Below are 11,482 nucleotides of genomic sequence, written 5' to 3' on the forward strand. Positions count from 1 at the left end.
CGCCGCGGCCCCCGCTTCACCTGTCTTTTGGGAGGCGCCCGTAGGTCGCGGTCAGGGACCGGAGCCAGCGTGAGGGCGCCTCCGCCAGTTGGGCATCGGTCATCCGCCAGCCCCAGTTGCCGGCGCCCTCGCCCGGCGTGTTCATCCGGGCCTCCGAGCCCAGCCCGAGCACGTCCTGCATCGGGGCCACGGCGAGGTCGGCGACGGACGCCCACGCCGACCGGAGGGCCGCGCGGTGGACCTCTTCCGTCGAGACGTCGAGGCCGAGGTAGCGGCCGGCGAACTCGCGTTCGTCGGGAGACGCGGAGGCCCACCAGCCGGCCGTCGTGTCGTTGTCGTGCGTGCCCGTGTAGGCGACGAGGTGGCGCCGGTGATGGTGCGGGAGGTACGGGTTGTCGGGGTCGCCGCCGAAGGCGAACTGGAGCACGGCCATGCCCGGCAGGTCGAACCGGGCCATGAGCTCGCGGACCTCGTCGGTGATCAGCCCGAGGTCCTCGGCCACGATGGGAAGCGGGCGCCCGACCTCGTCGGCCAGCGCCTCGAACAGGGCGTCGCGCGGGCCGTCGACCCAGCGGCCGTCGACGGCCGTCTCCTCGCTGGCGGGCACGGACCAGTAGGCCTCGAACCCGCGGAAATGGTCGAGCCGGACGCGGTCGACGAGGTCGAGCGTGCGGCGGAGGCGGCGGCGCCACCAGGCGTAGTCCCGCTCGCGCATCCGGTCCCAGCGGTAGAGCGGGTTGCCCCAGAGCTGGCCCGTCTCCGAGAAGTAGTCCGGCGGGACGCCCGCGACGGCCGTCGGCCGCCCGTCCGCGTCGAGGTCGAACAGGTCGCGGTCGGCCCAGACGTCGGCGCTGTCGAGGGCGACGTAGATGGGGAGGTCGCCGAGGACCTCGACGCCAGCCTCCCGGCACCGCGCGCGGACCGCGGCCCACTGGCGGTCGAGGACGAACTGCACGAACCGGACGCGGTCGACGGCCTCGGCGTGGTCGTGGCGGGCGGCGGCGAGCGCATCGGGGTCCCGGCGGGCGAGGGGCGCGGGCCAGTCCGCCCAGGCCGCGCCGTCGGACACGTCCTTGAGCGCGACGAACAGGGCGTAGTCGTCGAGCCACGCCACCTCGCGCGCGACGAACGCGTCGAAGGCCGGGCGGAGCCGGTGCGCCTCGTCGGCGCGGAACCGGTCGAAGACCGCCGCGATCAGGGCGTCCTTGAACGAGGCGACGGCCGCGAAGTCGACCTGGTCCTCGGGGAAGGCGGGGACGTCCTCCAGGTCGTCTGCGGTCAGGAGCCCATCCGCGACGAGGCGGTCGGGGCTGACGAGCAGGGGGTTGAGCGCGAAGGTCGACGGGCTCGCGTACGGCGAGTCGCCCAGCCCGGTCGGGACGAGGGGGAGCACCTGCCAGACGCGCTGGCCGGCCTGGGCGAGGAACCGGACGAACCGGTCGGCGCCGTCGCCGAGGTCGCCGATCCCGTAGCGCGATGGGAGCGAGGTGACGTGGAGGAGGAGGCCGCTCGACCGGGGGACGGGGGCAGCAGACACGGGCACGTGGCCTGGGCGTCCAGGCGGGGTAGGGAATCGCGACGAGCGCCGGGCCCGGACGGTGCCGGAGGCCGACGGCTGCCGTGTACCCCGCGCCCCGGCGGCGGGTCCCCCGCCTCGGCGGCTCTCCAGAGCGAAGCCGAAGGGCCGAGGCGGGGATCCTCAGGCTCGGCGCATCGACTGACGGAAGAGGTCCGCGAGGTCGCCGGCGCTCGGCGCCTTCGGGGCGAGGACGAGGAGCCGCTGCTGCTTCTCGGCGCCGGCCACGAGGTCGGGGATGTCCGCCTCGGTGTAGCCGAGCGTCTCGAGGTCGAGCGGCGCGCCGGCGTCACGCATCAGCGCCAGCAGGGCGTCGGGGAGCGCGTCGGGGCCCTCGGCGGGCGCGCCCGTAAGGAGGTGGGCCGCCTCGTGGTGCTTCTCGGGGAGCGCGTCGTAGGTGAACCTGAACGCGGCCGGCGCGGTCACAATCACGGAGAAGCCGTGGGGCACGAACGCACTCGGGTAGCCCTCGAACTGGACCTCGTGTCTCATCCCCGCGATCGGGTACGCGCAGGCGTGCGGAATGTGGACGCCGGCCGAGCCGAACCCGACGCCGGCCATCGTCGCCGCCAGCATCATCCACCCGCGCGCCTCGACGCCGCCGGCGACGGCCCGACGCAGGAACTCCCCCCCGAACCCGATGGCCCGCGCGCTCCACACGTCGGCGACGGGATTCGAGCCCTGGTACGGCGGCCGATCAGCGGGCGTCGCGGGGCGGGCGCGCTCGGTGTAGGGCACGCTCAGGAACGACTCGACGGCGTGGCACACCACGTCGAGCCCGGCCGACGCGATCACCGAGGCGGGCGCGGTCGCCGAGAGCTCGGGGTCGACGATGGCCTGCGCGGGGCGCATCGTCCGGTGCGAGATGCCGGTCTTGACCTGGAGGTCCGGGATATCGAGCACCGCGACCGTCGTGGCCTCGGAGCCGCTCCCGGCCGTCGTGGGGATGGCGACGAGCGGCATCAGTGGGCCGGGCGGTGTCCGGCCGCCGCCGATGGGCGGGTTGACGTAGTCGAGGATCTCGCCGCCGTGCGTGGCGAGGAGGTTCGCCACCTTCGCGTGGTCGATCGTCGAGCCGCCGCCGAGCGCGACGATCCCGTCGACATCCAGGCCCTTGGCGTGGTCGGCCGCGGCCTGCATCGAGGCCACCGTCGGCTCGACGCGGATCTGATCGTAGACGGAGTGCGCCACGCCCGCCTCGGTCAGTCGGTCGAGCACACGGCCGAGGGCGCCGGTGGCCTCCAGCGCCGGGTCGGCGACGACGAGGACGCGGTGGAGGCCGAGCCGCGCGACTTCGTACCCCACGTCGTCGACGGCGCCGGGGCCGAACGTGACGAGCGTGGCCTCGATGGTGAAGACGGTCTCGCGATCGGCCATTCGGATGCCCTAGAGCCGCTGAACAGTGTTTAGCTTGCCCAAGCTACGCGATCCCGCCCGCCCCGTTGGCCGCCTCCCGCCCGTCCCCGCCCGACCGCTCGGCCTACCGCGCCTTCGTGCCCATCACGACGCGCTGGCACGACAACGACGTCTATGGCCACGTCAACAACGTGGTGTACTACTCCTTCTTCGACACGGCCGTCAACCGCTGGCTCATCGACGCCGGGCTGCTCGACGTCGAGACGGCCGAGACCATCGGGCTGGTGGTGCGGACCGAGTGCGACTACTTCGCGCCGGTCGCCTTCCCCCAATCAGTCGAGGCCGGGGTCGCCGTCGAGCGCCTCGGCACGTCGAGCGTGACCTACCGCGTCGGCATCTTCGCCGACAGCGACGACGCGGCCCGCGCCGCCGGCCGATTTACGCACGTCTACGTCGGCCGCCAATCACGCCGCCCGGCGCCCCTCCCCGACGCCTGGCGGACCGCACTCGACGAACTCCTCGTCTCCTGACTCCGCACGCTCCACTCCGCCCGCCTCGGCGCCGAGGCGGACCGACTCGCTGCCCATGCCCTCTCTCCTCGACTCCCTCCAGGACCGCGCCGGCGACGAGCTCGGCGTCTCGTCGTGGGTCACGATCGATCAGGACCGGATCGACGCCTTCGCCGCCTGCACCGGCGACCGCCAGTGGATCCACGTCGACCGCGAGCGGGCCGCCCGCGAGAGCCCGTTCGGGAGGACCATCGCCCACGGCTACCTCACGCTCTCGCTCCTCCCGATGATGAACGAGGAGATCGGGATCGTGCCGGAGGGCGTCGCCTCGGCGCTGAACTACGGGTCCGACAAGGTCCGTTTTCTGGCGCCCGTCCCGAGCGGGTCCCGTGTCCGCGCCCGCACCGAGTTGGTCGCGGCCCTCGAAAAGCGGCCGGGGCAGATCCTCCTCACGCTCCGCAGCACGGTCGAGATCGAGGGCGAGGAGACGCCCGCCCTCGTCGCCGACACGCTCGCGCTCCTTCTCACCGACGCCTAGCCCAGCCATGTCCCTGTTCGAGAATCAAGTCGTCGTCGTCACCGGCGCCGGGCGCGGCATCGGCGCCGCGACGGCCCAGCTGTTCGCCGCGCACGGCGCGTCGGTCGTCGTCAACGACCTCGACGCCGAGCCGGCCCAAGAAACCGCCGACGCGATCCGCGAGGCCGGCGGCGAGGCCCACGTCGTGGCCGGCAGCGTGACCGAGGACGGCTTCGCTGAGGCGCTACTCCAGGAGGCCGTCGAGACCTACGGCAAGCTCAACGTGCTCGTCAACAACGCCGGGTTCACATGGGACGGGATGCTCCACACGATGACCGACGACCAGTGGCGGACGGTCATGGAGATCCACACGTTCGCGCCGTTCCGGCTGATCCGGGCCGCCGCGAAGCACCTCCGCGAGCCGGGCAAGCAGGAGTTGGCGGCCGGCGGGGGCTTTTCCCAGAACCGCGTGATCGTCAACGTGTCGTCCACCTCGGGCCTGCACGGGAACGTGGGGCAGGCGAACTACGCGACGGCGAAGATGGGCGTCGTGGGCCTCACGAAGACGGTCGCCAAGGAGTGGGGCCGGTTCGGCGTGCGGTGCAACGCGGTCGCGTTCGGCTACATCGACACGCGGATGACGCGGTCGAAGGACGACGGCGAAACGGCGACCGTGGGCGACCGGCAGATCGCGCAGGGCATCCCGGACGCGATCCGCGAGCAGGCCATGACGGCGAACCCGCTCGGCCGGCCGGGCACGGCCGACGAGGCCGCCGGCGGCGTCGTGCTGATGGCGTCGCCGCTGGCCGGCTACGTCACCGGCCACACGCTCGAGGTCACCGGCGGCGCCGGCATCTGACCCCGCCCGCCTCGGGTCCCTCACGGCGTCACCAAGGCGGGGCTACTCGCCCGGCATCTCGACGATCACCTTCCCCATCGCCTTCCGGTCCATCATCCAGCGGAGCGCCTCGCCCGTGCGCTCCAGGGGGAACCGCTCGGAGACGTGCGGGCGGACGTCGCCGGCCTCGACCCAGCCCATCAGCTCGGTCATGTTGGCCCGGTGGACCGCGGGCTCACGCTGGACGAACGCGCCCCAGAACACGCCGACGAGCGCGGCACCCTTGACGAGCGGGAGGTTGAGCGGGAACGACGGGATGTCGCCGGCCGCGAACCCGACCACGAGGTGCCACCCGCCCCACGCCAGCGATCGGAACGCGGCCTCCGACAGCGCCCCGCCGACCGGGTCGAACACGACGTCAGGCTTGTCTTTCCCGAGCACGCGGCCGAGACCGTCGCGGAGGTCCTCCTCGGCGTAGTTGATCGTTTCCGCCGCGCCGCGCTCGCGGCACAGCGCCAGCTTCTCATCCGTCGACGCCGCGGCGACGACGCGGGCGCCCATCCGCGCGCCGAGCTCCACGGCTGCCAGCCCGACGCCGCCGGCCGCGCCGAGCACGAGGAGCGTCTCCCCGTCTCGGATCTGCGCCCGCTGCCGGAGCGCGTGGTGCGCCGTCCCGTAGGCGAGCAGGAATCCCGCGGCGAGGTCGAGCGGCAGCGCCTCGGGGACCGGCGCCACGACGGCGGCCGGCGCGACCAGGGACTCGGCGAAGGCGCCGCGCCCGGTGAACGCGAGCATGCGGTCGCCCACGGCGACGTGCTCCACGCCCTCGCCGACGGCGTCGATCACGCCGGCCGCCTCGCCGCCGGGCGTGAACGGGAGCGCCGGCCGCTCTTGGTAGAGGCCCTGGATGATGAGCGTGTCGGGGAAGTTGACGCCCGCGGCGGCCACCTTCAGACGGACCTCACCGGGGCCCGGCTCCGGAGTCGGGACGGCTTCGACGACGAGGGACTCGGGCGGGCCGAGAGTGGTGCAGCGGACGGCGTTCATGGCGGATCGGGAGCGGGAGGCGGCGGGGATCCGGGAACACTAAACGCTGTTCAGGATCGCACGATCCGATCGGTCCCCCACGTCTCCCATGGGCCTCCTCTCCCGCCTCGACCCCGTCGCCCGCGCCGTCCGCAAGCACCGCGACGAGCTTCGCGCGAGAGCTGGCCTCGACGAGAACCGGCTCGCGCTCCCCGACGGCCGCACGATCGCGTACCTCGACAACGGGAGCGACGACGACGGCCGGCCGGTGTTGCTCGCGCTCCACGGCATCGGCGCGCAGAAGGACCACTGGCCGCGCCTCGCGCGCCGGTTGGCCGAGCGCGTGCGCACGATCGCCCCCGACCTCCCCGGCTTCGGCGACAGCGACCGCGACCCGGAGGCCGACTACTCGATGATGGCCCAGGCCACGGCCGTCGTCGCGTTCGCCGACGCGCTCGGGCTCGACCGCTTCCACCTCGCGGGCTCGTCGATGGGCGGGCGGATCGCGGCCGAGGTCGCGGCGACGCACCCCGGCCGGCTCCGCTCGCTGTGGCTCCTCGCCCCGGCCGGCGCGCGCGGCGAGCGGCCCAGCGAGATGATCGAGACGCTCGTCGGCGGGGGCGACGTGCCCCTCTTCTCGCGGACCGCCCGGGAATACGCCGACTCAGTCGCCTTCACCATGAGCCAGCCGCCCGAGATCCCGAAGCCCGCCCTCCGCGTGCTCGCCGCCGAGTCGGCCCGCGCGTACGACCTCAACCTCCAGATCTTCGCCGCGATGGCTGAGGAGCTCGACGCGCGGCCGACCACGGAGGAGTTGCTGGACGGCGTCCCCGTCCCGACCCTCGTCACGTGGGGCGAGGAGGACCGCGTGCTCCACCCCTCCGGCGCCCGCACGATCGCCGACCGGATGCCCGACGTGACCGTCCGCACCCATCCCGAGATCGGCCACATCCCGATGCTCGAGGTCCCCGACGCCCCCGCCAGCGACTTCCTGGCGTTCCTCGACGCACACGGGATGTAGGGAGCCGGGACGGGCAGATCGCCTCGGCTCACGCTTCGACCACCCCCGGCCCCGTGCCTCGCCCCGTCCGCCTCGGTGCCGAGGCGGGCCGACTCAGCCCCACACGATGCCTGACGCCGACGGCCGAGAGAACGAGATCCCGCGGTTCGACGACGACGACACCACCGAGGCCGCGAGCAGCCACGACCGGTACGGCCGTAACCGGTAGACCGGCGCCGCCCCCAGCCCCCTCCGCCTCGGCGCCGAGGCGGAGCATATTGGGGCCCGTTCCTCCGCTCCCGATGCCCCGCCTCCTCCTGCTCGCCGCCGCGGCCGTCGCCCTCGCCGCGCCGGCCCGCGCCCAGTGGACGAACCGCTACCCGGCCGTCCCGATCTACTCGCACCACGTCTACCTCGAAGGCTACGAGCTGCCCACCTCGGCGGCCGGCCCGACCGACCCCGCCCCGTCGCCCGACGGGCGGAGCGTGGCCGTCGCCGCGCGCGGCTGGCTGTGGCTCGTCGACCTCGACACGCGGCGCGCCCGGCGGATCACGGCCGGCCCCGCCGTCGACGCGCGGCCGGCGTGGTCGCCCGACGGCCGGCAACTCGCGTTCGTCCGCGACCGGAGCGACGAGACGGAGATCGTCGTGCTCGACGTGGAGGGCGGGGCCGAGCGTGTCGTGGCCTCGGCGCCGGGGCTGGAGCTCGACCCGGCGTTCACGACGGACGGCCGCGGCCTCCTGTACTCGGCCGCGCACGACGACGGGATCGGGCTCCGGCGGCTCGACCTGCAGACGGGCGCCGTCGAGGTCGTCTCGGACGCGCTCGGGCTGGCGCTCGCGGCGCGGCCGCACCCCGACGGCGAGCACGTCCTGTACCTGGCGAAGCTCGGCGCCGACGAGCTCCGCCTCCGGAGCCTGGAGACGGGCGAGGAGGAGACGCTCCACTCGGGCCGGATCCTCTCACAGACGCGCCCGGCGCTCGCGCCCGACGGCCAGACCGTCGCCCTCCCCCTCCCGCTCGACGACGGCTGGGAGCTCGTGCTGATGGACGTCGACGACCCGGTCCCGACGATCCGCCTCACGTCTGGCGCCGCGCCCCCACTCGCGCCCGCCTTCTCCGCCGACGGCCGGAACGTCTACTACGCCCAGGCCGACGCCGACGAGCGGTTCCGCCTGATGCGGATCCCGGCGGAGGGCGGCATGCCGGAGGAGGTCGCCGTCGAGGCGTGGGACTGGGGCATCGAGGTGGGCACGGTCACCGTCCGCACCACAATCGACGGGGCGCCCGCCCCGGCCCGCCTCGCGCTCACGACGGCCGACGGGCACCCGCTCTTCCCGGACGGACAGGCGTGGTTCGACGGGCAGAACGGCGTCGTCTACACGACCTCGCCCGGCACGCTGACGGTTCGGGCGCCGGCGGGCGGCGTCCGCGTGGCGGCGGTGCAGGGGCTGGCGACGCCGCTCGTCACGGCCGAGGCGACCGTTCCCGCCGCGGGCGACGTGACGGTGGATCTCGCCCTCGAGCCCGTCTGGGACGCCGACGGCTGGCTGGCGGCCGACCACCACTTCCATCTCAACTACGGCGGCCCCTACGGCCTCGACCCCGCCGACCTCGGCCCGCTCCTCGCCGCCGAGGCCCTCGACGTGGCGACCCCGCTCGTCGCCAACCTCCACAACCGGTACATCGACGACGAGGTCTGGGGCGACGACGCGACGGACGCGCGGCCGTACCGGGCGTTCGGGCAAGAAGTCCGGTCCCACTTTTTCGGCCACGTCGGCCTCGTCGGGATCGACTCCCTCTTCCACCCGTGGATTTGGGGGCCCGGCTACGAGGTGTTCGGCGACGACGACCGCGAGAACGCGACGGTGACGGCCTGGGCGCGGGCCCAAGGCGGCGTCGCGACCTACGTCCACCCCGTCGGCGTGCGCGACCCGTTCGCGACGGGCGCCGGCCGGTCCGTGCCCGTCGAGCTCGTGGCCGACGGCGCGCTCGGCGAACTCGACGCCCTCGAGGTCGTGTGCCTGTGGACCGACGACGTCGGGACGGCCGAGCTCTGGTACCGCCTCCTCAACCTCGGCCACGCCGTCCTCCCGATGGCCGGCAGCGACGTGATGAGCAACTTCTACCGCACGATGGCCCCCGGCGCGACGCGGATCTACGTCGCCGCCGGCGAGGACGCCTCGTACGCCGACTACCTCGACGCTCTCAAGGCCGGCAAGAGCGTTGTGACCACCGGGCCCTTCCTGGACGTGCGGATTAGCGGGGCCGCGCCGGGCGGCGTGATCGACGGCGGCCGAGCCGAGTGGACGGTCGAGCTGGCGTCGGCGGGGCCGGTCGAGCGCGTCGAGGTGGTCGTCAACGGCGAGGTCGTCGAGACGATGCCCGGGCTGGCAGAGCCCGGCCGCCGGTCGCTGTCGGGCGAGGTCACCCTGCCCGCGGGCGGGTGGGTCGCCGTCCGCGCCGTCGGCGACGAGCCCCAGGGCTGGCCCTCGATGGCGGCGTACCCGTTCGCCCACACGGGGCCGGTCTGGATCGGAGCCGTCGGGAGCACCGACCCGGCGGCCGAGCGGGCCGCGGCGCGCGACCTCCTCCGCGTGCTCGACGCCTCCGAGGCCCGGTTCGAGGCCGCCTACCAGGGCGTCGAGGCCCCGCGCCTCCGCGACCGGTTCGCCCGCGCCCGGCTCGCCCTCGAGGCCGTCGCCGAGTAGCTCCGCCTCGGCGCCGAGGCGGAGGGACCCGACACGCGGCCGCACGTACGACGAGCCGCCGCCGTCCCGCCCATGACGTCCCCGACGCCCCCCGCCTCGTTCGACCCTGACGCCTTCGCCGACGACGTCGCGGCCCGGCGCCGCGCCCACGTCGAGCGGGCCCCGTCCGTCGACCTCGCCGAGGCCGTCGTCGACGGCGCGCTCGCGCTCCTCTTCCCGGCCTTCGCCGCCGAGCGGCCGGGCGACGTCCGCGTCGAGGTCGGCCGGTTCCGGTCGCTCGCCCGCGACCTCCTGGCGCCCGTCGCGCCCGACCACGCCGAGGCCCTCGCCGACTGCCTGCTCGCCGCGCTCCCCGACCTCCGGGAGCGGCTCGAGGAGGACGCCCGTGCGACGGCCGCCGGCGACCCGGCCGCCGAGAGCGTCGAGGAGGTCGTCCTCGCCTACCCCGGCTTCACCGCCACGGCCGTCCACCGGATCGCGCACGCGCTCTACGGGCACGGCGTCCCGCTCGTCCCGCGCGTGCTGGCGGAGGTCGCCCACCGGCGGACGGGCGTCGACATCCACCCGGGCGCCCAGATCGGGCGGGCCTTCGCCGTCGACCACGGGACGGGCGTCGTGATCGGCGAGACGGCCGTCGTGGGCGACCGCGTGCGGGTGTTCCAGGGCGTCACGCTCGGCGCCCTCTTCGTCGACAAGGGCCTCGCGCGGACCAAGCGGCACCCGACGGTCGAGGACGACGTCGTGCTCTACGCCAACGCGACGGTCCTCGGCGGCGAGACCGTCGTCGGGGCCGGGAGCGTGATCGGCGGCAACGTGTGGCTCACGCGGTCGGTGCCGCCCGGCTCCGTCGTCACGCACGTGGCCCGGCTCCGCACGCAGGACGGCCAGACTCAGGCGATGCCGGAATACGTCATCTGAGGCGACCGCGCAGGCCGATGGTCGTTTGAACGAACAAGCAGATCCAACCTCCTCTCGTCACCGGGCGGTCCCGCCCTCCCTCCTATGCCTCTCGACAGCATCCTCGCCGCCATCGGCGGCACGCCCCACGTCCAGATCAACCGGCTCTACGGCCCGGACGCCCGCGTCTGGATGAAGCTGGAGCGCCAGAACCCCGGCGGCTCCATCAAGGACCGGATCGCGCTCGCCATGATCGAGGCCGCCGAGGCGAGCGGCGACCTGAAGCCCGGCGGGACGATCGTCGAGCCGACGAGCGGCAACACGGGCGTCGGCCTCGCGATGGTCGGCGCCGTCAAGGGCTACCGCGTGATCCTGACGATGCCCGAGTCGATGTCGGTCGAGCGGCGGACGCTCATGGCGGCCTACGGCGCCGAGTTCGTCCTGACGCCCGCGACGGGCGGGATGAAGGGCGCCATCGAGGGCGCTGAAAAGGTGCTCGCCGAGACCGAGGGCGCCTGGATGCCGCAGCAGTTCGAGAACCCGGCCAACCCGCGCGTGCACGAGGAGACGACCGCCCAGGAGATCCTCGACGACTTCCCCGACGGCCTCGACGCGATCGTGACGGGCGTCGGCACGGGCGGCCACATCACGGGCGTCGCCCGCGTGCTCAAGCGCGAGTGGCCGGACCTGAAGGTGTTCGCCGTCGAGCCCGACGCCTCGCCGGTCATCAACGGCGGCGACCCCGGCCCGCACCCGATCCAGGGCATCGGCGCCGGCTTCATCCCGAAGAACCTCGACACGGACCTGCTCGACGGCACGATCCGCGTGACGGGCGACGAAGCGAAGGCCTTCGCCCGGCGCGCGGCGAAGGAAGAAGGCCTGCTCGTCGGCATCTCATCAGGCGCCTCGCTGGCCGCGACAGAGAAGGCCCTGGCCGACCTCCCCGACGGCGCGCGCGTCCTGACGATGTGCTACGACACTGGCGAGCGGTACCTCTCGGTCGAGGGCCTCTTCGAGATGCCCGAGCCCCGCGAGCACCCGCTCCCGTAGCG

Annotated in this window: 10 protein-coding genes; 7 read left to right on the forward strand and 3 right to left on the reverse strand. The window is 74.1% G+C overall.

Going from position 1 to position 11,482, the window contains the following annotated elements:
* Nucleotides 1-16 precede the first annotated feature (16 nt).
* Together malQ and BSZ37_RS00280 are read right to left on the reverse strand one after the other, a co-directional pair.
* Entirely contained in the window at nt 17-1,537 is a 1,521-nt protein-coding gene (malQ, locus tag BSZ37_RS00275) for a 4-alpha-glucanotransferase (protein ID WP_095508620.1), read from the reverse strand.
* Nucleotides 1,538-1,699: 162 nt separating this feature from the next.
* Nucleotides 1,700-2,953, reverse strand: coding sequence for a hydroxyacid-oxoacid transhydrogenase (locus tag BSZ37_RS00280; protein WP_095508621.1), 1,254 nt, complete (start codon nt 2,951-2,953; stop codon nt 1,700-1,702).
* A gap of 65 nt (nt 2,954-3,018) precedes the next feature.
* Here BSZ37_RS00280 and BSZ37_RS00285 point away from each other — a divergent pair, with 65 nt between their 5' ends.
* Genes BSZ37_RS00285 through BSZ37_RS00295 form a run of 3 tightly spaced genes read left to right on the forward strand, consistent with a single transcriptional unit; the run spans nt 3,019 to nt 4,817 of the window.
* The gene (locus BSZ37_RS00285) at nt 3,019-3,462 is read left to right on the forward strand and encodes an acyl-CoA thioesterase (RefSeq protein WP_095508622.1); all 444 of its coding nucleotides are present in this window, start codon (nt 3,019-3,021) and stop codon (nt 3,460-3,462) included.
* Nucleotides 3,463-3,517: 55 nt separating this feature from the next.
* Entirely contained in the window at nt 3,518-3,979 is a 462-nt protein-coding gene (locus BSZ37_RS00290; protein WP_095508623.1) for a MaoC family dehydratase, read from the forward strand.
* 7 nt (nt 3,980-3,986) lie between these two features.
* A complete protein-coding gene (locus BSZ37_RS00295; protein WP_095508624.1) occupies nt 3,987-4,817 on the forward strand; it encodes an SDR family NAD(P)-dependent oxidoreductase in 831 nt (276 codons plus the stop codon).
* A gap of 42 nt (nt 4,818-4,859) precedes the next feature.
* On the opposite strand, the gene BSZ37_RS00300 is transcribed toward BSZ37_RS00295, so the two are convergent.
* On the reverse strand, nt 4,860-5,843 hold the full coding sequence (locus tag BSZ37_RS00300; RefSeq protein ID WP_095508625.1) for an NADPH:quinone oxidoreductase family protein: 984 nt from the start codon (nt 5,841-5,843) through the stop codon (nt 4,860-4,862).
* Nucleotides 5,844-5,931: 88 nt separating this feature from the next.
* Here BSZ37_RS00300 and BSZ37_RS00305 point away from each other — a divergent pair, with 88 nt between their 5' ends.
* The 4 genes from BSZ37_RS00305 (at nt 5,932) to cysK (ending at nt 11,480) form a co-directional block, all read left to right on the forward strand.
* Entirely contained in the window at nt 5,932-6,843 is a 912-nt protein-coding gene (locus tag BSZ37_RS00305; RefSeq protein ID WP_095508626.1) for an alpha/beta fold hydrolase, read from the forward strand.
* A 281-nt stretch (nt 6,844-7,124) separates the two neighbouring features.
* The gene (locus BSZ37_RS00310) at nt 7,125-9,533 is read left to right on the forward strand and encodes a CehA/McbA family metallohydrolase (protein ID WP_095508627.1); all 2,409 of its coding nucleotides are present in this window, start codon (nt 7,125-7,127) and stop codon (nt 9,531-9,533) included.
* Nucleotides 9,534-9,605: 72 nt separating this feature from the next.
* Complete coding sequence (epsC, locus tag BSZ37_RS00315; protein WP_095508628.1) at nt 9,606-10,451, forward strand: serine O-acetyltransferase EpsC; 846 nt, start codon at nt 9,606-9,608, stop codon at nt 10,449-10,451.
* Nucleotides 10,452-10,535: 84 nt separating this feature from the next.
* The gene (gene cysK / locus BSZ37_RS00320; RefSeq protein ID WP_095508629.1) at nt 10,536-11,480 is read left to right on the forward strand and encodes a cysteine synthase A; all 945 of its coding nucleotides are present in this window, start codon (nt 10,536-10,538) and stop codon (nt 11,478-11,480) included.
* Nucleotides 11,481-11,482: the final 2 nt, after the last annotated feature.

The sequence above is a fragment of the Rubrivirga marina genome (genome assembly GCF_002283365.1).
Classification (GTDB): domain Bacteria; phylum Bacteroidota; class Rhodothermia; order Rhodothermales; family Rubricoccaceae; genus Rubrivirga; species Rubrivirga marina.

Excerpts from the sequence above, each read along its gene's own strand:
- BSZ37_RS00280 (WP_095508621.1), bottom strand. The coding sequence starts at position 2,953 with ATGGCCGATCGCGAGACCGTCTTCACCATCGAGGCCACGCTCGTCACG.
- BSZ37_RS00290 (WP_095508623.1), top strand. The coding sequence starts at position 3,518 with ATGCCCTCTCTCCTCGACTCCCTCCAGGACCGCGCCGGCGACGAGCTC.
- BSZ37_RS00295 (WP_095508624.1), top strand. The coding sequence starts at position 3,987 with ATGTCCCTGTTCGAGAATCAAGTCGTCGTCGTCACCGGCGCCGGGCGC.
- BSZ37_RS00300 (WP_095508625.1), bottom strand. The coding sequence starts at position 5,843 with ATGAACGCCGTCCGCTGCACCACTCTCGGCCCGCCCGAGTCCCTCGTC.
- BSZ37_RS00305 (WP_095508626.1), top strand. The coding sequence starts at position 5,932 with ATGGGCCTCCTCTCCCGCCTCGACCCCGTCGCCCGCGCCGTCCGCAAG.
- BSZ37_RS00310 (WP_095508627.1), top strand. The coding sequence starts at position 7,125 with ATGCCCCGCCTCCTCCTGCTCGCCGCCGCGGCCGTCGCCCTCGCCGCG.
- epsC (WP_095508628.1), top strand. The coding sequence starts at position 9,606 with ATGACGTCCCCGACGCCCCCCGCCTCGTTCGACCCTGACGCCTTCGCC.
- cysK (WP_095508629.1), top strand. The coding sequence starts at position 10,536 with ATGCCTCTCGACAGCATCCTCGCCGCCATCGGCGGCACGCCCCACGTC.